The organism is Pseudomonas sp. Q2-TVG4-2, assembly GCF_013620795.1.
Lineage (GTDB): Bacteria > Pseudomonadota > Gammaproteobacteria > Pseudomonadales > Pseudomonadaceae > Stutzerimonas.
In genome coordinates this window covers 142537-167924 of the sequence record NZ_LGLW01000004.1, presented here as the reverse complement: position 1 = coordinate 167924, position 25388 = coordinate 142537, and the positions used below count along the sequence as shown (strand labels likewise).

Genomic DNA, 25388 nt, shown 5'->3' with positions numbered 1-25388 from the left:
GGACGAAATGACCAATCTGTTGCTTTATCAGCGCATCGCGCATCAACTTGCCGAAGACATTCGACGCGGCGTTTACCGTCCGGGCGAACGTGTGCCTTCGGTGCGCAAGATGAGCATGCAGCTGAGCGTTAGCCACGCGACCGTTCTGCAGGCCTATGCCAACCTCGAAGATCAAGGGATGATCCGGGCCCGCCCGCAATCGGGCTTTTATGTTCATCACACGCCAGCGCTGACGGCGCCTACCCCGGACATCGCCCAGGTCGAGCGGCCGACGCTGGTTACGCGCAGCAGTATCATCAACCAAGTACTCAGCGAGTCGCGTCGCGACGGGCTGATCCCGTTAGGTGCCGCCGTGCCTCATGCAGACTATCTGCCGGCTCGCGCTTTGCATCAGCAACTTGCCAAGGTCACCCGCTTCCAGAGCCAGCGGGCGTTCAGTTATATGTTCAGTCCTGGCTACGAACCGTTGCGCCGGCAGGTGGCAATTCGCATGCGTGACGCGGGAGTCATCGTCGGGCCGGACGAAGTGGTGATAACCCATGGCTGCGTCGATGCATTGCAGATGTCCTTGCGCGTATTGACCAAGCCTGGCGACCTGATCGCAGCCGAATCGCCCAGTTACTATGGTTTGCTTCAACTGGCCGACCTGCTTGGGCTGAAGGTCATCGAGATCCCATGCGATCCGGATACCGGTCTCAGCCTTGAGGCGTTGCAACTCGCGGCAAGCCAGTGGCCGATCAAGGCGCTTGTGTTGACGGCACGGCTGAGCAATCCGCTCGGCGGCAGCGTCCCCGACGCACGGCAGAAGCAACTGCTGAAACTGGCGGCGAATTTCGATATCCAGATTGTCGAAGACGATATCTATGGCGAGCTGTTGTTCGATGTGGGGTCGATCAAGGCGCTCAAATCCAATGATCGTGACGGGCGCGTGATCTATTGTTCAAGCTTCTCCAAGACGATTTCGCCTGGTGTGCGTATCGGCTGGGTTATTCCCGGCCGTTACCGTGAAGAGATACAGCGCTTGCAGACCTTCAGTACGCATTCGGCTTGCAGCGTCACGCAAATGGGAGTCGCTGCATATCTGGAGAATGGTGGTTATGATCGTCATCTGCGTTATATCCGCCACGAGTACCGGAAGAACCTCAGCGCTTTCCAACTGGCGGTTCAGCGCTACTTCCCCGAAGGCACACAGATGACACGCCCGTCTGGCGGTTTCATTCTCTGGGTGAGCCTGCCGGCTCGGGTGAATACCAAGGAGCTTCACGTGCAGGCGCTGAAGCGCGGGATCAGCATCGCGCCGGGCCTAATTTTCAGCAACACCGAGCAGTTCAATCACTGTGTCCGGCTCAATTGCGGGCTGCCCTGGACGGCTGAGGCAGAACGGGCGTTGAGAACCCTTGGCGAGCTAGCAGCGGAGCTGTGTCAACAATCGTACTGACCGGAGTGAATGAGGACATTGCCCATGAAATGGTTGAGTTTGCTGCTCGCGCTGCCTTTTCTGGGGGCTTGTGACGGCGATAAGCTGCCTTCCCAACCTAGTCCGCCAGCGAAACCTGAGGTTCAGGCTACTGCCGGTAGTCGCGCACCTGCATCGCCGCTCGGAACTGTCGAAAGCGACGGTGGCGAGCCCCCAAACGTCGAGATTGAGCTTGAGCCAGTCGCCGGGGGAGATTCCGAGGAGCTGCCGTCCGAGCGAATCGTGTCGGTGCCGGAGCCCGAGCCGGTCGTTCCGACCCCGGATACAGCGAAGAAAGAGATTGCGGTGGAAGAGGTCGAGCTGCCCGAGCCGGAGCTCGACTTGAGCCTCCCTGAGGACTGGGCCGAAGAACTCGACCCGGCCCAGAACACCGCGACCATGCGCTTATTGCCGCCCTTATTTGAATCGAGCGAGAACTCTCGCTCGCTGCAAATGAGCGGGCGTCTTCTGCCGGGGCTTGAGCAGGATGAAGCGCTGATCGATGGGGCTCAGATCAACTTCGAGCTCAAGCGTTGATCCGCTCGGTCTGTGTCTGCAGAGCTTCGGCTCAAGGGTTCGGTCCCGTCAACGCCGGCTAGCAGAGCGCGCAGCTCGTCTGCCGGAAGCGGACGGCTCATGTGGAATCCCTGAATTTCGCCGCAGCCATCGGCAACGAGTCGCGTCAACTGCTCCGAGGTTTCCACGCCTTCGGCCGTGACGCGCATGCGCAGCCCACGGCCAAGGTCGATGAGTGCTTTGACAATGGAGTGATCTTCGGACGAATGCGCCATGCCGGCGACGAAGCTGCCGTCGATCTTGATCATATCGAACGGGTAATTGCGCAGGTTGCTCAGTGACGAATAACCGGTCCCGAAATCATCCATGGCGAGCCGTACGCCGACTGCCTTCAGTTCATTGAGCACGTCCAGGGTGCGCTGATTTTCTTGGAGCAGTGCCGTTTCGGTTATTTCGAGCTCAAGGCGGCTGGCTGGGAGCGCGCTCTCTTCCAGAACAGTCCTGACCATACCGGAGAGCTCATCGCTGCGTAGCTGAAGCGGTGATAGGTTGACGGAGACCATGAGCGGACTCGTCCAACCTGTGGCTTCGATACAGGCCTGACGCAGAATCCACTCACCGAGCGGGACTATCAGTCCGGTTTCTTCGGCCAGCGGGATGAAATGCTCGGGCAGCAGCAGACCGCGAGCGGGGTGCCGCCAACGCAGCAAGGCTTCCGCGCCGTTGATGCGCATGCCTTCGCTGAAATAGCGTGGCTGGTAATGAACTTCGAATTGGCCTTCGGCAATAGCCTGGCGCAGCTCATCTTCCTGTTGCCGCCGCTCCAGTAGGCGGTTGTCCATCTCACTGCCGTAGAACCGCCAGGTTCCTCGGCCGTCAGCCTTGGCCTGGTAGAGCGCAATATCCGAACAACGCAGGAGTTCGTTGGCGTGAGCCGCATCGATGGGTGCCATGGCGATGCCAATGCTGGCGCCGATACGAATCGGCTTGTTCTCATAGAAAAAGGGTTCGCTGATGGCATCGACAACACGGGCACATAGTTTTTCGACGTCGCCATTATGCTGCAGGCGGCTCATCACCAAGACGAACTCGTCGCCGCCCAGCCGCGCAACCAGATCATCGCCTCTGATGCATTGCTTGAGGCGATTGGACACGCCGACCAGCACCTCATCACCAGCGCCGTGGCCCAGTGTGTCGTTCACCGGCTTGAAGCGATCCAGGTCGATGTACAGCACCGCTAACCTGGATTCGCTGGTGAGGGAGGCGAGCTTGGCTTCCAGATAGTCGCGCAGACGGTTGCGGTTAGGCAGGCCGGTCAGGGCGTCGTGCTGCGATAGGTATTGGATGCGTGCCTGAGCGCGGGTCTCTTCGGTGATATCGCTTGCTGTTCCTCGGTAGCCCATTAGCTGATCGCTTCGGTAGATCGCCCGAGCCGATAGCCGACAGGTCCGCTCGCAAGCATTCGCTGCCTGATAGCTGCAGCGCAGCGGAGCTCTGTGCGGTGCGGCCAGCCAGTTCTCTAGCGCCGCATGATCGCTGATCAATAGGTCGATCAAGGGCCGGCCAATCCAGGCGGCTGGCTCGTGCCCGGTAATTTCCTCGAAGCGGCTGGAGAGGTAGGTCAGCCGAGCGTTCCGGTCGGTTTCCCAGATCCAGTCGGACGCGGCTTCGGCCACGTCGCGAAAGCGCTCTTCGCTCGCTGCCAATGCCGTGCGGCTTCTGGATAGCCGCTTGTAGCTGGCGTCCATTAGCCTTACGGTTTTCAGCGCCTGGCGAAGCAACAGCCAGGCCAGCAGCCCGAGACCGAGGGTGACCGCCGCAAGTACCGGCAGGGTAGTCCACAATAGGTAGCGGCCCGGCTGGGATATCTGCCAGGTAAACGCCTGGGGTGTCCCATCAAGCATTTGCAGGTCGACAAGCGCATGCTTGTTTCGGGGGGCTTCGTCATCGACGCGTAGCCCTTCGATGGCATATTCCTCGCCCAGGGCGAGCAACCAGTCCGGCTCCATCACGTCGGCGAACAACAGGACCGACGCGGGGCCATCCATTTCTTCGATATCGCTGCCGCCCGGTGTCATCACGGCTGCGGCTACTATGGCAGGACGGCCTTCGGCCGACAGCAGGCCGGCCGCGGTTTCCTCCTCTTCGACCGCTTTGCGAGCCTGGGCGAGCAGGATGTCGAGCCCGTTGCCGAGCCACTGGTGTGCATCGACCTGTGCCAGCTCCCCGCGGATCACCGAATAAGTCGTATCGCCTTCGGCGTCGACCACCAGCACCGCGTCATAACCGAAATCGTCATACAGCGAAGGGCCGAGGTTTGCCTGGTCATAAGCCCAGTCCAGATTGACCTGTTTGCTCAGGTTGGCGTAGGCGTCGCCCCAGAAAGCATTGTCAGCGATATGCCGGGACATGCCCCGCAGATGCGCCTCGAATGCCTTGCCTGCCAGATAATGCTCTTGGGTCAATGCATCACGGTCGATGGTGCGGGCAATCTGGATGACCGCAGCCGCCGCTGCGAGCAGGGCAACAGCTAACAGGCAGGCAATACCGGGAAGGATCCGCCTCGAGAAAGCGGCCTGAGCCTTGGGGCCTGCGTTGGCCGGAGAGGGAGCTGATGCCATTGATGCTTCCTTCAGGAGAGGCAGAATGATCGCCCGAGTGAAGGCAAAAAGCCATCACTGATTGAGCGACCTGCCATTCTTTTGGCGTGACCTGGTGCCGAGGACTTGCCCCTTCATGCGGCTATTTGTTGCGCGCGTCCTCGGCATCCGCTTCGGCGTTGCGCTGGGCAATCCGCTGTTTCTGCTCGTCGGTCAGAGGGATCTTGCGAGCGCCGGCACGCAGCATCAACAGCCCGCCGACGATCGTGCCGAGCACCAGGGCGAGCAATAACCAGATATACCAAGGCATGTTTATCTCCTGATGATGATGGGATTGCTTTTAACCTTACGCCACCGTAGATAGCTGCGCCATTGCGATTGAGCGCGCAGCGAAGGGATTGCCGCATGCCGCCTCGATGATGGTTTTCTGCGACAATACGCGCCGAAATTCGCCGAGGAATCGTCATGATTTGCCAGACTCCCATCATCGTTGCGCTCGATTTCCCCTCCCGTGATGCTGCGCTGGCATTGGCCGGGCAGCTCGATCCGACGCTTTGTCGCGTCAAGGTCGGCAAGGAATTGTTCACCCGTTGCGGTCCACAGGTGGTCGAGGCGCTGCAGGCGAAGGGCTTCGAGGTGTTTCTCGATCTCAAATTCCACGATATCCCCAACACCACGGCGATGGCGGTCAAGGCGGCTGCGGAACTGGGTGTGTGGATGGTCAATGTGCACTGTTCGGGTGGGCTGCGAATGATGGCTGCCTGCCGCGAAACTCTGGACAAGGCGGGCGGACGAAAACCGCTGCTGATTGGCGTCACAGTGTTGACCAGCATGGAGCAGGCGGATCTCGCCGACATCGGCCTTGATCTGGAACCGCAACAGCAGGTGTTGCGTCTGGCAGGGCTGGCGGCAGAGGCCGGGTTGGACGGCCTGGTCTGCTCGGCGCAGGAAGCGCAATCGCTGAAAGCACGTTTTGCCCAGCTGCAATTGGTGACCCCGGGCATTCGTCCGGCTGGCAGCAAGGCTGATGATCAGCGGCGAATTCTTACCCCAGCCGAGGCGATGGCGGCGGGCTCGGATTACCTGGTGATCGGCCGGCCTATCGCCCAAGCGGCGGACCCCGCTCAGGCATTGGCCGCAGTGGTCGCCGAGTTGGCTTGACCTTTAGCGTCGCAACTGGTCGCCGCCTGTGCAGCGACCATTTCTCGCGCGGTCCTAGCTGACTTTCAACACCAGCTTGCCGAAGTTGCCGCCGGTGAACAGCTTCATCAGCGTATCGGGGAACGTCTCAAGCCCTTCGACGATGTCTTCTTTGCTCTTCAGCTCGCCGCTCTGCATCCAGCCGGCCATGTCCTTCATGGCTTCGGGGTAGCGGGAAACGTAATCCATCACAACCATCCCCTGCATGCGCCCACGGTTGACCAGCAAGGACAGATAGTTGGCAGGCCCCTTGACCGCTTCCTTGTTGTTGTACTGGCTGATGGCACCGCAGATCACGATTCGGGCACCCAAGCTGATGCGCGTCAGCACAGCGTCGAGGATATCGCCGCCGACGTTGTCGAAATAGACATCGACGCCTTTTGGGCAGTCGCGCTTCAACGCAGCGTGCAGATCCTCATTCTTGTAATCGATGGCTGCGTCGAAACCCAGCTCCTCGATGAGAAAGCGGCACTTCTCTGCGCCGCCTGCGATTCCGACGACACGGCATCCCTTGATCTTGGCGATCTGCCCGGCAACGCCGCCAACTGCACCTGCCGCGCCGGAGATCACGACGGTTTCGCCGGCTTTGGGTTCACCTACCGCCAGCAGGCCGAAGTAGGCGGTCATGCCGGTCATGCCCAGCGCGGACAGATAGCGCGGCAGTGGTGCCTGGTTCGGGTCCACCTTGTAGAAGCCTTTCGGCTCGCCGAGGAAATAATCCTGCACGCCAAGCGCGCCGTTGACGTAATCGCCTTCGGCAAAGCCGGGGTGCTGGGATGCAATGACTTTGCCCACGCCGAGCGCCCGCATTACCTCGCCAATACCGACCGGCGGGATGTAGGACTTGGCATCGTTCATCCATCCACGCATGGCGGGATCAAGCGACAGGTACTCGTTCTTGACCAGGATCTGGTTCGGGCCGAGCTCACCCAACGGCTTTTCGACAAACTCGAAGGTGTCGCGAGTAGGCGCGCCGATCGGCCGCTTGGCCAGCAGGAACTGGCGATTGGTCTTGTCCATGAAAAACCTCTTATGTGTGCGAAGTCTTGGTGTAGCCCGCCGAGCTCAACCTCGCAAGCAAGGCGCGAATGCTGGAATGCAGAGGCATCCGCCTGAGTGATATCGCCATGTGGCTCTTAATCGGCCCAAGGGATGACGGTATAACACTGACCAACGTTCGGCTTGTAGTCACTTTCGGACTCGTCGCCTTCTTTTCAATCGAACAGGTATCTAGCATGAGCATGTCTTTTTTCGGTCAGGTTGCGCTGGTAACTGGGGGCGCGGCGGGTATTGGACGCGCGACGGCGCTGGCATTCGCCGAGCAGGGTCTGAAAGTGGTCGTGGCAGACGTGGACGAGACAGGCGGTGCTGCCTGCGCCGAAGCCATTCGCGAGGCGGGCGGCGAGGCGACATTCGTGCGCTGCGATGTCACCCGCGACGAAGAGGTCAGGGCGATGGTCGAACAGGCGGTGGCGAGCTACGGGCGCATCGACTACGCCTTCAACAATGCCGGTATCGAGATCGAGCAGGGTCGCCTGGCTGAAGGCAGCGAAGCTGAGTTCGATGCAATCATGGGTGTCAATGTCAAAGGCGTCTGGCTATGTATGAAGCATCAGTTGCCGCTGATGCTCGCCCAGGGCGGCGGCGCCATCGTCAACACCGCTTCGGTTGCGGGCCTGGGGGCGGCCCCGAAGATGAGTATCTACTCAGCGTCCAAGCATGCCGTCATCGGCCTGACCAAATCGGCAGCGATCGAATATGCCAAGAAGCAGATCAGGGTCAACGCCGTCTGCCCGGCGGTGATCGACACCGATATGTTCCGCCGCGCCTATGAGGCTGACCCGCGCAAGGCAGAGTTCGCCGCGGCCATGCACCCGGTTGGCCGGGTCGGCAAGGCCGAGGAAATCGCTGCCGCGGTGCTCTACCTCTGTAGCGATGGCGCCGCCTTCACGACGGGCCATGCCTTAGCGGTTGACGGTGGCGCGACGGCCATCTAACGAACCGCCACGACGATCAGGTCGCGGCCTTGCGTCCGCTGACAATAAGTAGCGTCAACACGCCCGCTACCAGCCCCCACAATGCGGAGCCGATGCCAAACAGGGTCAGGCCCGACGCGGTGACCATGAAGGTGATCAAGGCTGCCTCGCGTTCGAGCGGCAGATGCATCGCCTGGGTCAGGCCACTGCCTATCGAGCCGAGCAGCGCCAGCGCCGCGATGGACAACACCAGCTCGGGTGGGAACGCTGCGAACAGCGCGGCTAGCGTTGCCCCGAAAATCCCAGCGATGCCATAGAACAGTCCGCACCAGACCGCTGCGGTGTAGCGCCGGGATGGGTCCGGGTGTGCCTCGGGGCCGCTGCAGATGGCCATGGTGATTGCCGCCAAGTGGATGCCGTGGGAGCCGAAGGGGGCGAGCAGGACCGACGCGATGCCTGTGACGGAAATCAGCGGCGAGGCGGGTGCTTGATAACCCTCGGCGCGCAGTACCGCCAGCCCCGGCATGTTCTGCGACGCCATGGCGATGACGAACAGCGGTATGCCGATGCTGAAGATTGCAGCGAAGGACAGCGCCGGCGTGGTCCACACCGGTATCGCAACCTCCAGACTTAGGCCACTGAAATCCAGCAGGCCGAACCCACCGGCCAGCACGCAGCCGACGATCAGCGCCGAGAGCACGGCGTAGCGCGGTACAAGCCGTTTGGCCAGCAGGTAGCTGAAGAACATCCCCAGCACCAGCACAGGCTGTACTTCCACGGCACGGAAGATCTCGATGCCAATGTTGAACAGCACGCCGGCTAGCAATGCCGCCGCCAGTGATGCGGGAACCTTGCGCATCAGGCGCTCGAAGCTGCCGGTAAGACCGCACAGCGCAATCAGCGCCGACGCGAAAATAAAGGCCCCGATCGCTTCGCCATAAGGGACGCCGGGCAAGGAGCTGATCAGCAGCGCTGCGCCGGGAGTCGACCAGGCGATGACGATCGGCGTCCGGTAGCGTAGCGACAAGCCGATGCTGCACACGGCCATACCAATCGACAGCGCCCAGATCCACGAGGAAATCTCCGCGCCACTGAGTCCGGCTGCCTGTCCGGCCTGGAACATCAGCACCAGCGAGCTGGTATAGCCGGTGAGCATGGCGATGAAACCGGCTACGACAGTCGAGGCTGAAGTGTCCTTGAGTGGCTGAAGCAAAGGGGTGGTACTGGTCATCGTCGGGTTTGGATTCGGTTTCATGGGCTGGCTATCAGATAAGAGAAAGCATTGGCAGGGCGGGCAAACGCTCTTTGCGCACGATCCTTGCTTCGCTAGCGCAGGCTAGGCTAGGCGAGACGACGACGTGCGTCGCGGTACAGCCGCACGCGGGTTCAGCGTAACAGTCTCTTGTGCCGCCTAGGACCGTCCGTCTCTCGTTTCCGTAAGTGCCTGGCTGTTGGGCCAGACACTGGCATCGATGTTGCTATCTACATCGTGCTTGCTGCGAAGCGTCAAAAAAACCGCAGCTGTCGGAGGAATAGATGAGCCAGGGTATTGAATTCAATCGCTTGATGCTGGAAATGCGGGCCATGCAGACCGATGCAATGGCACGCTCCAAGCCCGTGACCGCTACGCCCGAAGTCGGCGCGCCGAGCTTTTCTGACATGCTCGGCCAGGCTGTCAACAAAGTGAATGAAACCCAGCAAGCCTCCAGCCAGCTGGCCACCGCCTTCGAGATGGGGCAGGGCGGCATCGACCTGACCGAAGTGATGATCGCATCGCAGAAAGCCAGCGTTTCCTTTCAGGCCATGACCCAGGTGCGTAACAAGCTGGTCCAGGCGTATCAAGACATCATGCAGATGCCGGTTTAAGGCAGGGTTTGAATAATGGCTGAAGCGCTTAGCAAGGTTCCAGTGCCGGTTGATTCGGAGGCTCCGAAGAAGCCTCTGCTGGGCCTGTCCTTCCTGGAAAACCTTTCCGAAATGTCGATGTTGCGGCAGATCGGCCTGCTCGTCGGGCTCGCTGCAAGCGTCGCCATCGGCTTTGCTGTGGTGCTCTGGTCGCAACAGCCGGACTACCGTCCGCTGCTGGGCAGCCTCGCCGGGATGGACGCCAATCAGGTAATGGAAACCCTAGCGGCTGCCGATATTTCCTACACGATCGAGCCCAACTCCGGCGCCCTCTTGGTCAAGGCCGATGACCTCGCGCGTGCGCGTCTGAAGCTTGCCAGCGCGGGCATCGCGCCGACCGACAGTAACATCGGCTTCGAGATTCTCGACAAAGAGCAGGGCCTCGGCACCAGTCAGTTCATGGAAGCCACCCGCTACCGTCGTGGTCTTGAAGGCGAGCTGGGTCGCACCGTTTCCAGCCTGAACAACGTCAAGGCGGCGCGCGTTCACCTGGCGATCCCGAAGAGCTCTGTATTCGTCCGTGACGAGCGCAAGCCCAGCGCTTCGGTTCTCGTAGAGCTCTATCCGGGGCGCAACCTCGAGCCGAGCCAGGTAATGGCCATCATCAACCTGGTCGCCACTAGCGTGCCGGAGTTGACCAAGTCGCAAATCACTGTGGTGGATCAGAAAGGCAACCTGCTGTCCGATCAGCAGGGTCTCACCGAGCTGAGCATGGCCGGCAAACAGTTCGACTATAGCCGGCGCATGGAAAGCCTTTATACCCAGCGCGTGCACAACATCCTGCAGCCGGTGCTGGGCAGCGGACGCTACAAGGCGGAAGTATCGGCCGACGTTGATTTTAGTGCCGTCGAATCGACATCCGAAACCTTCAATCCCGATCAGCCGGCCCTGCGCAGCGAGCAGAGCGTCAGTGAACAACGCCAGAGCAGTCTCGGGCCGCAGGGCGTTCCGGGTGCGCTGAGCAATCAGCCGCCAGGACCGGCCGCCGCGCCGGAGAATGCAATTGCCGGACAGGCCGCCGCTGCTGGTGCCATCGCGCCGGGGCAGCCGCTGCTCGATGCCAACGGCCAACAAATTATGGACCCGGCGACTGGTCAGCCCATGCTTGCGCCATACCCGGCGGACAAGCGCGAGCAGGCGACTCGCAACTACGAGCTGGACCGTTCCATCAGCTACACCAAGCAGCAGCAGGGTCGCCTGCGCCGTCTGTCGGTGGCGGTGGTACTCGACGACCAGGTAACGGTCGCTGCTGACGGGACCACGACCCGGGTTCCAAGGACCGTCGACGAGCTGGCGCGCTTCACCCGGCTGGTGCAGGACGCCGTCGGTTTCGATGCCAGCAGGGGTGACAGCGTCAGCGTAATCAACGCGCCGTTCGCGGCCGATTCGCTCGATGAAACGTTCATCGAGATCCCGTTCTACTCGCAGCCGTGGTTCTGGGACATCGTCAAGCAAGTGCTCGGTGTGCTGTTCATTCTGGTGCTGGTATTCGGCGTGCTGCGGCCCGTATTGAACAATTTGACCAATGCCGGCAAAGGCAAGGATCTTCAGTCTGCGGGCGGTGATGCCGAGCTGGGCGAGATGGGTGGAATCGACGATACGCTGACCAATGACCGGGTCAGCCTGAGCGGGCCGCAGAGCATCATGCTGCCGAGCCCGACCGAGGGATACGATGCGCAACTGAATGCCATCAAGAATCTGGTAGCAGAAGATCCGGGCCGGGTGGCTCAGGTCGTCAAAGATTGGATCAATGCAGATGAATGATGCTCGAGTTCCCGCTAATAAACTGAACAAGGTCGACAAGGCCGCGATTCTGCTGCTCTCGCTGGGTGAGGCCGATGCCGCGCAGGTTCTGCGCCATCTCGGCCCGAAAGAGGTACAGAGGGTTGGCACGGCGATGGCGCAGATGCGCAACGTTCACCGCGAGCAGGTCGAGAAGGTGATGAGCGAGTTCGTCGAAATCGTCGGCGATCAGACCGGCCTTGGCGTGGGGTCCGATGGTTATATCCGCAAAATGCTTACCCAGGCGCTGGGTGAGGACAAGGCTGGCGGTCTGATCGATCGCATTCTGCTGGGCGGCAATACCAGTGGTCTGGACAGCCTGAAGTGGATGGAGCCGCGCGCTGTGGCCGACGTGATTCGCTACGAGCACCCGCAGATTCAGGCGATCGTGGTTGCCTACCTGGACCCCGATCAGGCGGGCGAAGTGCTGTCGCATTTCGATCACAAAGTGCGGCTCGATATCGTTCTGCGCGTTTCGTCGCTCAATACCGTCCAACCGGCGGCGCTGAAAGAGCTCAACCTGATTCTTGAAAAACAGTTTTCTGGCAATGCCAATACCACCCGGGCGGCACTGGGCGGTGTCAAGCGGGCGGCGGACATCATGAACTATCTTGACAGCTCGGTCGAAGGTCAGCTGATGGACGCGATCCGGGATGTCGATCAGGACTTGTCGGCGCAGATTGAAGACCTGATGTTCGTTTTCGACAACCTTGCGGATGTCGACGACCGGGGCATCCAAGTCCTGCTGCGCGAAGTATCCTCCGATGTGCTGGTCATGGCGCTCAAAGGGGCGGACGAAGCGATCAAGGAAAAGATCTTCAAGAACATGTCCAAGCGCGCGGGCGAGCTGCTGCGCGACGATCTGGAGGCCAAGGGGCCGGTGCGCATCAGCGAAGTCGAAGGCGCCCAGAAGGAAATACTCACCATTGCCCGCCGCATGGCCGAAGCCGGGGAGATCGTTCTCGGCGGCAAGGGCGGCGAAGAAATGATCTGACTCTAAGCGAGCCCAAATGCCCAAGGAAAATCCCAGCGATGTGATCCGCGCGAAGGACGTCAATGTCTTCGATCGCTGGGCGCTGCCGAGCTTCGATCCGCTGGGTGCGGAGGCGGTAGAGCCAGGGGCGATCGACGAACCGGCTGCAGAAGAAGATTCGTCCCGCAGCGAGGACGTCCCGATCGAGGAAGTCAAACCCTTGACACTCGATGAGCTCGAGGCGATTCGTCAGGAGGCCTACAACGAGGGTTTCAGCACGGGCGAGAAGGATGGTTTTCATGCTGGCCAGCTCAAGGCCCGGCAGGAAGCCGACGCCGCCCTGGCGCCCAAGCTCGCTAACCTCGAGCAGCTGATGGCGCAACTGTTTGAACCCATCGCTGATCAGGATCGGAACCTTGAGCATGCCATGGTCACGTTGGTCAGCCAGCTGTCCCGGGAAGTCATCCAGCGCGATCTGTTAATCGATTCCAGCCAGATTCGTCACGTACTGCGCGAAGCGCTGAAGCTGCTGCCCCTGGGCGCCAGCAATGTGCGCATCCATATCAATCCGCAAGATTTCGAATTGGTCAAAGCGTTGCGCGAGCGGCACGAGGAGACCTGGAAGATCGTCGAGGATAGCGATCTGCTGCCCGGCGGCTGCCGGATCGAAACCGAGCAGAGCCGTATCGACGCCAGTGTCGAAACGCGCCTGGGCCAGGCGATCAGCCAGCTGTTCGAGCAGCAGCGCGAAAACGCCACCAGTCCACCTGAAGCCGATCTGCATTTGGATCTGAGCTCGCCCGATGCGCCTTGAACGCACCAGTTTCGCCAAACGTTTCGCCACCTATGGCGAGGCGATCAAGCTGCCCAGCCAGCCGGTCCTCGAGGGTCGGCTGTTGCGTATGGTCGGGCTGACACTCGAAGCCGAGGGGCTACGCGCCGCCGTTGGCAGCCGCTGTCTGGTGATCAACGAAGACAACTACCATCCGACCCAGGTCGAAGCGGAGGTGATGGGCTTCTCCGGCGGCAAACTGTATCTGATGCCGGTCGGTAGCCTAGCCGGCATCGCGCCGGGCGCACGCGTTGTGCCGCTGGCCAACACCGGACGGCTGCCCATGGGGACTTCGATGCTCGGGCGCGTGCTGGATGGTGCTGGCCGCGCGCTGGACGGAAAGGGCGGCATGAAGGCTGAGGACTGGGTGCCGATGGATGGTCCGGTGATCAACCCGCTGAAACGTCACCCGATCAGCGAGCCGTTGGACGTCGGCATTCGCAGCATTAACGGGCTGTTGACGGTTGGGCGCGGCCAGCGTCTCGGGCTTTTCGCCGGTACTGGTGTTGGCAAGTCGGTACTGCTCGGCATGATGACGCGCTTCACTGAGGCCGACATCATCGTGGTCGGGTTGATCGGCGAACGGGGCCGCGAGGTGAAGGAGTTCATCGAGAACATCCTCACCGAAGAGAGCATCAAGCGCTCGGTGGTAGTTGCCTCGCCGGCCGATGACGCGCCGCTGATGCGCCTGCGCGCCGCCATGTACTGCACCCGCATCGCTGAATATTTCCGCGACAAGGGCAAGAACGTCCTGCTGCTGATGGATTCGCTGACGCGCTTCGCTCAGGCCCAGCGCGAAATTGCGCTGGCCATCGGCGAACCGCCGGCGACCAAGGGTTATCCGCCCTCGGTATTCGCCAAGCTGCCAAGTCTGGTGGAGCGCGCCGGCAATGCGGAGGAAGGCGGTGGCTCGATCACCGCGTTCTACACCGTATTGTCCGAGGGTGACGATCAGCAAGACCCGATTGCCGATGCCGCGCGAGGCGTGCTCGACGGCCATATCGTGCTGTCGCGTCGCTTGGCGGAGGAGGGTCACTACCCGGCGATCGACATCGAAGCGTCCATCAGCCGAGTCATGCCGCAGGTGGTCAATGCAGAGCATGTACGCCACTCGCAGCGGTTCAAGCAACTCTGGTCGCGCTATCAGCAAAGCCGCGACCTGATCAGCGTAGGCGCCTACGTACCCGGCGGTGATCCCGAGACGGACCTGGCCATCGCCCGGCAGGCGGAAATGGTGCGCTACCTTCGACAGGGTTTGAACGAGGCCGAAGGCCTGGCTCAGAGTGAGGCATCGCTAGCAACCGTATTCAACCCCAGGGCGGCGAGCTAAGCCTTGTCGGCGAGTCGTGCTGCCCGTCTGGCGCCGGTGATCGACATGGCCGAGCGCGCCGAGCGAGATGCGGCGCGGCTGTTTGGCCAGGGGCAGGCACAGCTGTCTCAGACCGAAGCCAAGCTGGGCGAGCTGCGCCAGTATTTCGGCGACTACCAACAGCAATGGCTCAGCCAGGGCAGTCAGGGTGTTTCCGGTCAATGGCTGATGAACTATCAGCGGTTCCTTTCCCAGCTCGAGTCGGCCATTGGTCAGCAGCAGCGCAGCGTCGACTGGCACCGCAACAATCTCGACAAGCTGCGTGAGCAATGGCAGCAGCGGCGTGCACGGTTGGATGGTCTGCGCAAACTGGTCGAGCGTTACCTGCAGGAAGCGAGAACGGCGGCAGATAAGCGCGAGCAGAAACTGCTCGATGAATTTTCACAGCGGCTGTCAGGCCGTCCAAAACAGGATTGAAGCTTGCTGCGCAGGGCTTTGGGTGCTAAATCTTCATCAGCTTGTTTGCTACAGCACGGCTGGTCACTGAAGGCGCAGGCGCAGCTGGACGAGGCGTCATGCCAGCGATGTTCCATCGCTTGTCCAGCAAACACGGCAGCTACGTTACCGCTTAGGACCAGGAGTGCTACATGACCATCAGTTCACAGCTATCGGCAGATGGACAAGAGCTGACGATTATCGTGCAAGGGCGTTTCGATTTTAATACCCATCAGGCGTTTCGCGATGCCTATCAGCGTACTGATTGCACGCCCAAGCGCTACGTGGTCGACCTCGGCGGTGCGACCTATCTCGACAGCTCCGCGCTCGGCATGCTGCTGCTGTTGCGTGATTACGGCGGCAGCGATAAGTCGAACATTCGCCTGATCAATTGCAACCCGGATGTGCGAAAGGTGCTCTCGGTTTCCAACTTCGAACAATTGTTCGCGATCGCCTGAATGCCTTGTCGGCTCACCATACTTATCGCCGAGGACGGTGCGGCCGACCGCATGCTGCTGGCCGCCATCGTCGGTCGCCAGGGACATCATGTGATCACCGCGTCGAATGGCGCCGAAGCGGTGCAGCTGTTCGAGCGCGAGCGGCCGCAGCTGGTGTTGATGGATGCGTTGATGCCGGTGATGGACGGCTTCGATGCCGCGCGGCAGATCAAGCGCCTGGCCGGCAACGAGCTGGTCCCGATCATCTTCCTAACCTCGCTCGGAGAACACGAGGCGCTGGTGCGCTGCCTCGAAGCGGGTGGTGACGACTTTATCGCCAAGCCCTACAACCCGATCATCCTCGAAGCGAAGATCCAGGCCATGCATCGCCTGCGCCGACTGCAGGCAACAGTGCTGGAACAGCGCGATCTCATCGCGCGGCGCAACCAGCAACTGCTCGATGAACAGCGTGCTGCCAAGGCGATTTTTGACAAGGTGGCTCATGCCGGTTGCTTGAGCGCTCCTAATATCCGTTATCAGCAATCTCCACGCGCGCTGTTCAATGGTGATCTGTTGCTCGCGGCGCAGGCACCAGCCAGCAGGATGTTCGTACTGCTGGGCGACTTCACCGGCCATGGCCTGCCCGCGGCGATCGGTGCCATGCCGCTGGCCGAAACCTTTTACGGGATGACTGCCAAAGGCTATTCCAGCGATGAGATTCTCCGCGAGATCAATGCCAAGCTGAAGTTGATCCTGCCGGTGGAAATGTTCTGCTGCGCCACATTGCTGGATATCAACCTCAAGCAGGGCACGCTGCGGGTTTGGAACGGCGGGCTTCCGGATGGTTACCTGCTCAGGGCCGCCGACGGCGGGTGTGTGCCATTGCCGTCCAAACATTTGCCGCTTGGCGTGCTCGAGGCGTCCGCCTTCGATGACCGCTTCGAGACCTTGCCGTTGTCAATCGGTGATCGTCTGCTGTTGATGTCGGATGGAGTACTGGAGAGTTGCAACGCCGACAATGAACTGTTCGGCGAGCAACGACTGCTGGCCATCATGAACGCGAATGCTGAACCCTCGGCCTTGTTCGAGGAGATTCAAGCGGCATTGCACGCCTTTCACGGTCAAATGCTTGACGATCTGAGCCTGGTCGAGGTGAGCATGACGGAGGAGAGCGTGCAGGCCGCGCTTCAGTCGTTCGACTCGTACCCGCTGAAGACCCAGCAAGCACGAGCGAGGGATTGGTCGGCCAGCTTCGAACTTCGTCCGAACAGCTTGCGTGCGGCCAACCCCTTGCCGATGACGATGCAGTTGCTGCTGCAGGTCTCGCCCTTGCGCCACCGCGCTGGCACCATCTACACGGTGCTGACCGAGCTTTATGTCAATGCGCTGGAGCATGGAGTGCTGTCACTTGATACCTCGTTGAAATGCGATGCCGAAGGCTTCGCCAGCTACTACCAGGAACGTGATCGACGGTTGGGTGAGCTCGATGAAGGCTTCGTTGCCATCGACCTGAGGGTCAAATCTGAAGGCGCCAAGGGCTACCTGCGCATCGGTGTGCGCGATAGCGGACCCGGCTTCGACGTGCAGCGAGCATTGAACAAGCAGTACTGCCCGTCGCGCCTCGGGGGGCGAGGTTTGCGCATGATTCGTCAATTGAGCGAACGCTTCTATTGGGAACCGGATGGCAAGGTTCTCAACGTGGAGTTTCACTGGACCGGTCATGCATAATTCACCGTTTCTGCAGCCAGGAGCATTCGTGGTCGATCATCTCGACAGCAGCGTGCTGGCGACCCTTCAAGATGTGATGGAGGCAGAGTATCCGGTGCTGCTGGATACCTTCCTCACCGACTCGGAAGAGCGGCTACTCCTGCTGCAGAGCGCCTGCCGCAACGGCGACGGTGAAGATCTGCGTCAGGCAGCTCATAGCTTCAAGGGCAGTTGCAGCAACATGGGGGCTACGTTACTGGCGGAACTTTGTCGCGAGCTGGAAGAGACCGCGCGGGTTGAGCAGCTGGATGAGGCACCCGAATTGATCGAGCGCATCGAGCGCGAATTCGCCATCGTACGGATTCTCTATCGAGCCGAACGCCAGCGGGCTGGCGGGTCTGGCTGATTGCCGCATTGCAACGACGCACGCTATCTCGCTTGATCAAACCCGTATGGGAGCCGTTGTAGCGGATCAATTTGTCCGCTGGCCTGGACTTTGCTTTAGGAGATTCACGTTATCACCTGAGCGGAAAGACCCATGGCCGTTTCCCCCGATCTATTACTCAATATTAAGGCACCGACCGCGGCCGCCAAGGCGGCGAACGCGCATCTTAAGCAGGCTTCGCAATCCAGTCGGGACGAGCCCTCCAGCTTCGCCAACGTCTACGCGAAGGAACGCCAGGCCAAGCCGGCGGAGCGTCAGGATTCAGCCGTGAAATCTGCTCGTGACAAGCCAGCCAGCGAAAAACCGAGTCAGGAAACCGCCAAAACAGGCGGCAGCGAAAAGCCGGCTGCGGCCGACGCCGGCAATGAATTGCCTGCCGAACCCGAGATGGTTGACAGCGACTCGCAGACCGCCGAGGCCGAACTCGATCCGCTGCTGCTGTTCGGCATGGGTGGGCAGGGTGAAATGAGCGACGGACAGCTGGCCGCGCAACCGCCGACCGGCAGTGAGTTTCTGGTTAGCCTGGCGCAGGCGCAGGCGGCTGTCGGTGATGCCGAAGGGGAGGGCGGCACGGCACTGTCTGGGCAGCGCTCACTGGATATTCAGTCGGGGGGCCAGAAGAGCCCATTCGCGACCTTGGTCATGCAAGATGAAATGCCTACGGATGCTCAGGATTCGCTGTCGGCGAGCCTTCTCGCGGGCGAAGCGCTTATCGACGAATCCGATGAGAGCTCGCTGGAAGGAGGTTTCGGTGAATTGCTCGATACGCTGGATACGCCGAAGGAGAGCCGCACAAGCGCCACCGATGCGGCGATCAACCGGCTCAATCCGCTGACTCAGGCGATCGCTCAGCAAAATCAGGTTCAGCAGGCCCAGCGGCCGGCAATGGTGCCAGGACAACCGGTACAGATGCAGCAGTCCGGCTGGAGCGAAGCGGTTGTCGACAGGGTGATGTGGTTGTCGAGTCAGAACCTCAAGTCCGCCGAGATCCAACTCGATCCGGCCGAGCTGGGACGCATGGAGGTTCGTATCGACATGAACAAGGATCAAACTCAGGTGACCTTCCTCAGCCCGCACGCGGGCGTCCGAGATGCGCTGGAAGGGCAGATGCAACGATTGCGAGATATGTTCGCCCAGCAGGGTATGAGCATGGATGTGAACGTTTCGGACCAGTCGCGAGGCTGGCAGGGCCAAGGCGGTGATGACTCTCGTGGCAGGGGTGTTGCCGGCAAAGCGGCTGTTGGTGATGAAGAAATCAGCCAAGGTGCGATGGACATCAGCACCGCCCGTACGGGCGGCGAGCGCGGCCTGGTGGATTACTACGCCTAAGCTGTGATGGCTGGCAACGGAAACCGGGCGCCGTGCCCGGTTTTTCGTGCCTGGAGGGCGAATACCCGGACACTATTCGTCTACAAGTTGGCCAGTGGCTGTAGCAATCGTTTACGCCGCCTCTTCCCTGGCTGATACTTTGGCACAGCTGTTGCTCGTAACGCTTTGATGCGAGTGAAATCACCTGTGATGACGGATATTTGGCATGGCTAAGAAACAGGGACCCCCAGACGTAGCGAGTCCTGCAGCTTCGGCCGACGGGAAGGGCAAGCTCAAGCTGATTATCCTGATCGTGCTCGGCCTCTTGCTGGCGGTCGGACTGTCGGTGGGCAGCACCTTCTATTTCATGACCCGCGGTGCTTCCGAGCAACCGTCGGACGAGGCCGTAGACACCCAGGCTGCACCACAGCGGCAGGCTGCGATTTATGACGTGTTGGCACCGGCGTTCATCGTCAACTTCACCAATACCAAGGGTCGCCAGCGCTACATGCAGGTTAGCGTGGCATTGATGTCTCGTGATCAGGCGGCACTCGACGCGCTGAAGGAACACATGCCGCTGTTGCGCAATCAACTGGTTATGCTGTTTTCCAGTGAGGACTTCGCCACCCTGGCGACGCCGGTCGGCCAGGAGATGCTTCGGCAGAAGGCGACCGCCAGCGTTCAGGAGCTGGCGCAGAAGGAAATCGGCAAGCTTGCCGTCGAGCAAGTGCTGTTCACCAACTTCGTATTGCAATAGGGGTCGTTGTAAATGGCTGTTCAAGACCTGCTCTCACAGGACGAGATCGATGCGCTCCTGCACGGGGTTGACGACGGTCTGGTCGATACCGAGAGCGATGCCGAGCCGGGCAGCATCAAAAGTTACGACCTGACCAGCCAGGACCGTATCGTCCGCGGGCGCATGCCCACGCTGGAGATGGTCAACGAGCGCTTTGCCCGCTACACCCGCATCAGTATGTTCAATCTGCTTCGCCGCTCGGCCGATGTATCGGTGGGAGGCGTGCAGGTGATGAAGTTCGGCGAGTACGTGCATTCGCTGTATGTTCCCACCAGTCTCAATCTGGTGAAGATCAAACCGCTGCGCGGAACCTCGCTGTTCATTTTGGATGCCAAGCTGGTATTCAAGCTGGTGGATAACTTCTTCGGCGGGGATGGTCGGCACGCCAAGATCGAGGGGCGCGAATTCACGCCCACCGAGCTGCGCGTTGTGCGCATGGTGTTGGACCAGGCATTCGTCGATCTGAAAGAGGCTTGGCACGCGGTTCTCGACGTCAACTTCGAATACGTGCATTCGGAAGTGAATCCGGCGCTGGCCAACATCGTGAGCCCCAGTGAAGTGGTGGTGGTATCGACTTTCCACATCGAACTGGAGAGCGGCGGTGGCGATTTCCACGTGACCATGCCGTATTCGATGATCGAGCCGATTCGCGAAATGCTCGATGCCGGCTTCCAGTCGGATGTCAGCGACCAAGACGAACGTTGGGTCAACGCCTTGCGCGAGGATGTGCTCGATGTGAGCGTGCCGCTCAGCGCCACGGTCGTACGGCGTCAACTCAAGCTGCGCGACATTCTCAATATGCAGCCGGGAGATGTCATTCCGGTGGAAATGCCCGAGGACATGATCATGCGCGCCAATGGCATGCCAACCTTCAAGGTCAAATTGGGCGCACACAAGGGCAACCTGGCCCTGCAGGTGCTCGAATCCGTATTGCGACCACCTCGTTGATTCAATCCCTATTAAATTACCAGCCGGTCGAGGATTAGCGATGGCAGACGAACACGAAAACACCTCCGCGGAAGAGCAGGCGCTTGCCGATGAATGGGCTTCGGCGCTGGCCGAGGCGGGCGACGCCAGCCAGGACGATATCGACGCACTGCTAAATCAGGGGCCGGCCACGCCTGCGGCACCACCGCGTGCACCGCTGGAGGAGTTCGGCAGTAGCCCGAAGAGCCCTGCGGGGCCAGCCGGCATGGAGGGGCCGAACCTGGATGTGATTCTCGATATTCCGGTATCGATCTCCATGGAAGTTGGCAGCACCGAGATCAGCATCCGCAACCTACTACAGCTGAACCAGGGCTCGGTAGTCGAACTCGACCGATTGGCAGGCGAGCCGCTGGATGTACTGGTAAACGGCACCCTGATCGCCCACGGTGAAGTGGTGGTGGTGAACGAAAAATTCGGCATCCGCCTGACTGACGTGATCAGTCCGAGCGAACGCATCAAGAAGTTGCGCTGACATGCGGATTCTGGCCCTCCTTTCGCCACTGCTGGCTATGCCGGCGATGGCCGCCGAGTCCGCGGCGAGCATGAGCAGCTCCGGCATGGGCACACAGATGACCAAACTGCTGTTCGGCCTGTTGCTGGTGATTGGCCTGATCTTCCTGCTCGCCTGGCTGCTGCGTCGGATGCAGCAACTCAACCCGCGCAGCAATCAGGCTATCAAGCTTATCTCCAGCCATGCCCTCGGGCCACGCGAGCGTCTGGTGCTGGTGCAGGTCGGCAGCGAGCAGGTGCTCCTCGGCCTGAGCGCCGGTCGCATCACACCCCTGCATGTGCTTGCAGAACCGGTTCATTTACCGGACGCCGAGCCGGCCAACCCGGAGTTTGCCCAGCGCCTGATGGAGTTGCTTGGCAGGGACCAGAAGGACAAGCCCTGATGCTTCGATTGTTGCTGGCGGTCCTGCTGTTGCTGGCCGCGCCGTTCGCTGTGGGTCAAGATGCAGGAGGCCTGATCTCCCAGGGCGACAACCCACTGTCGATACCGGCGATCACGCTGAGCACCGATGCCGAGGGGCAGCAGGAATATTCGGTCAGTCTGCAAATTTTGCTGATCATGACGGCGCTGAGCTTCATCCCGGCGTTCGTCATGCTGATGACCAGCTTCACCCGCATCATCATCGTCTTTTCTATCCTGCGTCAGGCCCTTGGCCTGCAGCAGACGCCATCGAACCAGATCCTCGTCGGCCTGACGATCTTCCTCACGCTGTTCATCATGGCCCCGGTGTTCGAGCGGATTAACAACGAGGCGGTGCAGCCTTATCTGAATGAGCAACTGTCCGCACCGGATGCGATCGCACGGGCCGAAGTACCGCTAAAGAATTTCATGCTGGCGCAAACCCGCGAGAGCGATCTGGAGCTGTTCGTACGGCTGTCGCGCCGGACCGACATCCAGACGCCGGACGCTGCACCGCTGACCATTCTGGTGCCGGCATTCGTGACTTCCGAGTTGAAAACCGCGTTCCAGATCGGCTTCATGATCTTCATTCCATTCCTGATCATCGACATGGTGGTAGCCAGCGTGCTGATGGCGATGGGCATGATGATGCTTTCGCCACTGATTATTTCGTTGCCGTTCAAGATCATGTTGTTCGTACTGGTCGACGGCTGGGGGCTGATCATCGGCACGCTCGCTAGCAGTTTCGGTACGCTCTAGCGTCCATTGGGAGACACGCATGACACCCGAAGTCGCGGTTGACCTGTTTCGAGAAGGCCTGTGGATGACCGCGATGATCGTCGGCGTGTTGGTGGTGCCGAGCCTGTTGGTCGGTCTGGTGGTGGCGATGTTTCAAGCCGCTACCCAAATCAACGAACAAACCCTGAGTTTTCTGCCGCGCCTGTTAGTCATGCTGATGACGCTGATCTGGGCGGGGCCCTGGTTGGTCCGCGAGTTGATGGAGTACACCCAGGGCCTGATCCAGAACATCCCGCTGATCATCGGATAGCCATGATGTTCAGTGCCTCCCGCAAGGCGTTCGCCAGTGCTTGAACTCAGCGATGCGCAGATCGGCGCCTGGGTCGGGCAGTTCCTGCTGCCGCTATTTCGCATCGCGGCGCTGTTGATGAGCATGCCGATCATCGGTACACAGCTGGTGCCGATGCGCGTACGGCTGTATCTCGCAGTGGCCATCGCGGTGGTGCTGGTGCCGGGATTGCCGCCGGTGCCGGTGGTCGAGGCGTTGAGTGGACAGGCGCTGGTTCTGATCGCTGAGCAGATATTGATCGGCGTAATGCTGGGTTTCGTACTGCAGCTGTTTTTCCAGGTATTCATCGTCTCCGGCCAACTGCTCGCCATGCAGATGGGTCTGGGCTTCGCGTCGATGGTTGATCCGGCCAATGGCGTCTCGGTACCGGTGATCGGTCAGTTCTTCAACATGCTGGTGATTCTGCTGTTCCTGGCAATGAACGGCCATTTGGTGGTGCTGGAAATCCTCACCGAAAGCTTCGTCACCTTGCCGATAGGCGGTTGGCTAGTAGGGACCAACCACTTCTGGGAAGTAGCCGGCAAGCTCGGCTGGGTGCTGGGCGCCGGATTGCTGCTGGTGCTGCCGGCGATCACGGCGTTGCTGGTGGTGAACCTGGCCTTCGGCCTGATGACCCGGGCGGCACCTCAGCTGAACATTTTCTCGATCGGTTTCCCGTTGACCCTGGTGCTCGGCCTGGTCATCGTCTGGATCGGCATGGCCGACATCCTCGCGCAATATCAGACGTTCGTCAGCGAAGCGCTGGGCATGCTGCGTGAACTGATCGGATTACGCTGATGCGGTCTCTTTCTTCACAGCTAATGGAGCCCTCGCATGGCTGAGAGCGAAAGCGGTGCCGACAAAAGTGAGGAACCCACGGAGAAACGCATCCGTGAATCTCGAGAGAAGGGCCAGCTGGCCCGCTCAAAAGAATTGAATACGGTGGCGGTGACTTTGGGCGGAATCGGCGGTCTGCTCGCCTCGGGCGGCAGCCTGGCGGGCAGCCTGATGGCGATGATGCAGGGCAGCTTCGAACTCAGCCGTGAAACCCTGCTGGACGAAGGCGCCATGGTGCGGCTGCTGATGAGCAGCGGCATGATCGCGCTCGAAGCCATCATGCCGCTGCTCATCGTGCTGCTGATCGTGTCCGTCATCGGCCCGATCTCGCTGGGTGGCTGGCTGTTTTCAGGCAAGGCGATGGCGCCCAAGTTCAGCCGGATGAATCCCGGTCCCGGCCTGAAGCGGATGTTTTCGACCAAGGCGCTCGTCGAGCTGCTCAAGGCGCTGGGCAAGTTTCTCGTGGTGCTGATAGTGGCGTTGGCGGTACTCAGCGCCTATCAGGATGATCTACTGTCCATCGCCAAACAGCCGCTGGATCTCGCCATCATGCACAGTGCCGAGGTGGTGGGCTGGTGCGCGCTGTGGATGGCCTGCGGGCTGATCCTGATCGCAGTGGTGGATGTGCCCTTTCAGCTTTGGGACAACAAGCAAAAGCTGATGATGACCAAGCAGGAAGTGCGCGACGAATACAAGGACAGCGAAGGTAAACCCGAGGTTAAATCACGGATTCGTCAGCTGCAGCGCGATGCGGCTCAGCGGCGAATGATGCAGGCCGTGCCGGACGCCGATGTGGTCATCACCAACCCGACTCACTTCGCCGTCGCCTTGAAGTACGACGGGGATAAGGGCGGCGCGCCGATGCTGGTGGCAAAGGGCGGAGATTTCGTGGCCCTGAAGATTCGCGAGATTGCCAACGAGCACCAAGTGACGGTGCTCGAGTCACCGGCGCTGGCGCGGGCGGTGTACTACTCCACCGAGCTCGACCGGGAAATCCCAGCGGGACTTTACCTCGCTGTGGCGCAGGTGCTGGCGTATGTTTATCAGCTACGCCAGTACCGCTCCGGCAGGGGTAAACGGCCGGATCCGTTGAGTAATCTGCCGATTCCGCCGGACTTGCGCCGAGATGAATGAGCGGCCTGGAAGCCGCTCGTGCAGCTTGAAGCTTCGCAGGGTGAGTTCAGCCTGCTGCGGGGACTGTGACGAGCATCTTGTGGGCTAAAGCCCACCCCGCGTGCATTGGACTCACCGTAACGGTGTGCGCACCTGAAACTCACCCTTGCATTGAAGCTTGAAGCCGGGAGCCGTTTCTTCGGCGTTCAGCCGCTTTATTCGATCACTCCGCACGCGACCCGAGCGCCACCACCACCGAGTGGCTGCGGATGGTCGGAATGGTTGTCGCCGCCCTTGTGAACCATCAATGCCAGGCCTTTGATATCGCCAAGGCTTTTCAGGCGAGGTGCCAGGACTGGTTGGTTGGCCTGCCCCTCACTGTCGACCATCAATGCCGGTAGATCGCCCATATGGCCTTCCCCCCACGGCTCGCCATGCTTGCCGGTGTTCTTCGGATCCCAGTGACCGCCGGCCGAGCCCGCTGCGATGGTTTCGCCGTCCTTGTCCGCCGGCTCGCAGCTGCCCTTGGCGTGGATGTGGAAACCATGTGCGCCGGCGTCCAGGCCGGACAGCTCGGGACGGAATACCAATCCGTATTGGCTGCTCTCGATCTTGACGGTGCCGACGGACTCGCCGATGCCTTCAGCTGATACAGCCTTGACCGGCACGCTGAGGGTTTCGGCTTGGAGGCCCATGGCCGTACAGCTGGCGAGGGCCGCGATGATCCACTGTTTCATG

The 25388-nt window shown here is 60.6% G+C and carries 27 protein-coding genes; 22 read left to right on the top strand and 5 right to left on the bottom strand.

Going from position 1 to position 25388, the window contains the following annotated elements:
• Positions 1-7: 7 nt before the first annotated feature.
• Positions 8-1438, top strand: a complete 1431-nt coding sequence (locus tag H3028_RS08980) for a PLP-dependent aminotransferase family protein (RefSeq protein WP_181296682.1) — start codon at positions 8-10, stop codon at positions 1436-1438.
• Positions 1439-1462: 24 nt separating this feature from the next.
• A complete protein-coding gene (locus H3028_RS08975) occupies positions 1463-1993 on the top strand; it encodes a hypothetical protein (RefSeq protein ID WP_181296681.1) in 531 nt (176 codons plus the stop codon).
• On the opposite strand, the gene H3028_RS08970 is transcribed toward H3028_RS08975, so the two are convergent.
• Both H3028_RS08970 and H3028_RS08965 read right to left on the bottom strand, forming a co-directional pair.
• Entirely contained in the window at positions 1966-4593 is a 2628-nt protein-coding gene (locus tag H3028_RS08970) for an EAL domain-containing protein (protein ID WP_181296680.1), read from the bottom strand. The genes H3028_RS08975 and H3028_RS08970 overlap by 28 nt on opposite strands.
• 121 nt (positions 4594-4714) lie before the next feature.
• Complete coding sequence (locus H3028_RS08965) at positions 4715-4882, bottom strand: DUF2897 family protein (protein WP_168424978.1); 168 nt, start codon at positions 4880-4882, stop codon at positions 4715-4717.
• Between the two features lie 155 nt (positions 4883-5037).
• Here H3028_RS08965 and pyrF point away from each other — a divergent pair, with 155 nt between their 5' ends.
• Entirely contained in the window at positions 5038-5733 is a 696-nt protein-coding gene (gene pyrF / locus H3028_RS08960; RefSeq protein WP_181296679.1) for an orotidine-5'-phosphate decarboxylase, read from the top strand.
• A gap of 54 nt (positions 5734-5787) precedes the next feature.
• On the opposite strand, the gene H3028_RS08955 is transcribed toward pyrF, so the two are convergent.
• A complete protein-coding gene (locus H3028_RS08955) occupies positions 5788-6792 on the bottom strand; it encodes an NADP-dependent oxidoreductase (protein WP_181296678.1) in 1005 nt (334 codons plus the stop codon).
• Positions 6793-7007: 215 nt separating this feature from the next.
• On the opposite strand from H3028_RS08955, the gene H3028_RS08950 reads away from it, so the two are divergent.
• On the top strand, positions 7008-7769 hold the full coding sequence (locus tag H3028_RS08950; RefSeq protein ID WP_181296677.1) for an SDR family oxidoreductase: 762 nt from the start codon (positions 7008-7010) through the stop codon (positions 7767-7769).
• Between the two features lie 16 nt (positions 7770-7785).
• On the opposite strand, the gene H3028_RS08945 is transcribed toward H3028_RS08950, so the two are convergent.
• The gene (locus H3028_RS08945; RefSeq protein ID WP_181297099.1) at positions 7786-8979 is read right to left on the bottom strand and encodes a benzoate/H(+) symporter BenE family transporter; all 1194 of its coding nucleotides are present in this window, start codon (positions 8977-8979) and stop codon (positions 7786-7788) included.
• Between the two features lie 305 nt (positions 8980-9284).
• Between H3028_RS08945 and fliE the strand changes: the two genes are divergently transcribed.
• The 18 genes from fliE to flhB all read left to right on the top strand — a co-directional run bounded on the left by fliE (position 9285) and on the right by flhB (position 24671).
• Complete coding sequence (fliE, locus tag H3028_RS08940) at positions 9285-9614, top strand: flagellar hook-basal body complex protein FliE (protein ID WP_025242402.1); 330 nt, start codon at positions 9285-9287, stop codon at positions 9612-9614.
• Positions 9615-9629: 15 nt separating this feature from the next.
• Positions 9630-11417 (top strand): flagellar basal-body MS-ring/collar protein FliF, encoded by a 1788-nt coding sequence (gene fliF, locus H3028_RS08935; protein WP_181296676.1) that lies wholly within the window; start codon positions 9630-9632, stop codon positions 11415-11417.
• Positions 11410-12429 carry a flagellar motor switch protein FliG gene (gene fliG, locus H3028_RS08930; RefSeq protein WP_168424973.1) on the top strand — a complete coding sequence of 340 codons (1020 nt, stop codon included), beginning with the start codon at positions 11410-11412 and terminating at the stop codon, positions 12427-12429. The genes fliF and fliG overlap by 8 nt, the downstream gene beginning before the upstream one ends.
• Before the next feature lie 16 nt (positions 12430-12445).
• Positions 12446-13222, top strand: coding sequence for a flagellar assembly protein FliH (fliH, locus tag H3028_RS08925; protein ID WP_181296675.1), 777 nt, complete (start codon positions 12446-12448; stop codon positions 13220-13222).
• Positions 13212-14570: a flagellar protein export ATPase FliI gene (fliI, locus tag H3028_RS08920; protein ID WP_181296674.1), complete on the top strand. Its 1359-nt coding sequence runs from the start codon at positions 13212-13214 to the stop codon at positions 14568-14570. Before fliH ends, fliI begins: the two co-directional genes overlap by 11 nt.
• 3 nt (positions 14571-14573) lie before the next feature.
• Positions 14574-15026, top strand: coding sequence for a flagellar export protein FliJ (fliJ, locus tag H3028_RS08915; RefSeq protein ID WP_168424970.1), 453 nt, complete (start codon positions 14574-14576; stop codon positions 15024-15026).
• A 170-nt stretch (positions 15027-15196) separates the two neighbouring features.
• The gene (locus H3028_RS08910) at positions 15197-15502 is read left to right on the top strand and encodes an STAS domain-containing protein (RefSeq protein WP_181296673.1); all 306 of its coding nucleotides are present in this window, start codon (positions 15197-15199) and stop codon (positions 15500-15502) included.
• The gene (locus H3028_RS08905; RefSeq protein WP_181296672.1) at positions 15503-17209 is read left to right on the top strand and encodes a fused response regulator/phosphatase; all 1707 of its coding nucleotides are present in this window, start codon (positions 15503-15505) and stop codon (positions 17207-17209) included.
• Positions 17202-17594: an Hpt domain-containing protein gene (locus H3028_RS08900; protein ID WP_168424967.1), complete on the top strand. Its 393-nt coding sequence runs from the start codon at positions 17202-17204 to the stop codon at positions 17592-17594. Before H3028_RS08905 ends, H3028_RS08900 begins: the two co-directional genes overlap by 8 nt.
• A gap of 132 nt (positions 17595-17726) precedes the next feature.
• The gene (locus H3028_RS08895) at positions 17727-18962 is read left to right on the top strand and encodes a flagellar hook-length control protein FliK (RefSeq protein ID WP_181296671.1); all 1236 of its coding nucleotides are present in this window, start codon (positions 17727-17729) and stop codon (positions 18960-18962) included.
• Positions 18963-19167: 205 nt separating this feature from the next.
• The gene (gene fliL, locus H3028_RS08890) at positions 19168-19698 is read left to right on the top strand and encodes a flagellar basal body-associated protein FliL (RefSeq protein WP_181296670.1); all 531 of its coding nucleotides are present in this window, start codon (positions 19168-19170) and stop codon (positions 19696-19698) included.
• A gap of 12 nt (positions 19699-19710) precedes the next feature.
• Positions 19711-20685, top strand: coding sequence for a flagellar motor switch protein FliM (fliM, locus tag H3028_RS08885; RefSeq protein ID WP_181296669.1), 975 nt, complete (start codon positions 19711-19713; stop codon positions 20683-20685).
• A 40-nt stretch (positions 20686-20725) separates the two neighbouring features.
• The gene (gene fliN / locus H3028_RS08880) at positions 20726-21196 is read left to right on the top strand and encodes a flagellar motor switch protein FliN (protein WP_181296668.1); all 471 of its coding nucleotides are present in this window, start codon (positions 20726-20728) and stop codon (positions 21194-21196) included.
• Between the two features lies 1 nt (position 21197).
• Positions 21198-21617 (top strand): flagellar biosynthetic protein FliO, encoded by a 420-nt coding sequence (gene fliO, locus H3028_RS08875; protein ID WP_181296667.1) that lies wholly within the window; start codon positions 21198-21200, stop codon positions 21615-21617.
• Positions 21617-22393, top strand: coding sequence for a flagellar type III secretion system pore protein FliP (gene fliP / locus H3028_RS08870; RefSeq protein WP_181296666.1), 777 nt, complete (start codon positions 21617-21619; stop codon positions 22391-22393). The genes fliO and fliP overlap by 1 nt, the downstream gene beginning before the upstream one ends.
• Before the next feature lie 19 nt (positions 22394-22412).
• Positions 22413-22682 (top strand): flagellar biosynthesis protein FliQ, encoded by a 270-nt coding sequence (gene fliQ / locus H3028_RS08865; RefSeq protein ID WP_019340606.1) that lies wholly within the window; start codon positions 22413-22415, stop codon positions 22680-22682.
• Positions 22683-22718: 36 nt separating this feature from the next.
• Positions 22719-23498 carry a flagellar biosynthetic protein FliR gene (gene fliR, locus H3028_RS08860; RefSeq protein WP_181296665.1) on the top strand — a complete coding sequence of 260 codons (780 nt, stop codon included), beginning with the start codon at positions 22719-22721 and terminating at the stop codon, positions 23496-23498.
• 36 nt (positions 23499-23534) lie between these two features.
• On the top strand, positions 23535-24671 hold the full coding sequence (gene flhB / locus H3028_RS08855) for a flagellar biosynthesis protein FlhB (protein ID WP_181296664.1): 1137 nt from the start codon (positions 23535-23537) through the stop codon (positions 24669-24671).
• A 194-nt stretch (positions 24672-24865) separates the two neighbouring features.
• Here the strand turns inward: flhB and sodC are convergent, their stop codons facing one another.
• On the bottom strand, positions 24866-25387 hold the full coding sequence (sodC, locus tag H3028_RS08850; RefSeq protein ID WP_181296663.1) for a superoxide dismutase family protein: 522 nt from the start codon (positions 25385-25387) through the stop codon (positions 24866-24868).
• Between the last annotated feature and the right edge of the window lies 1 nt (position 25388).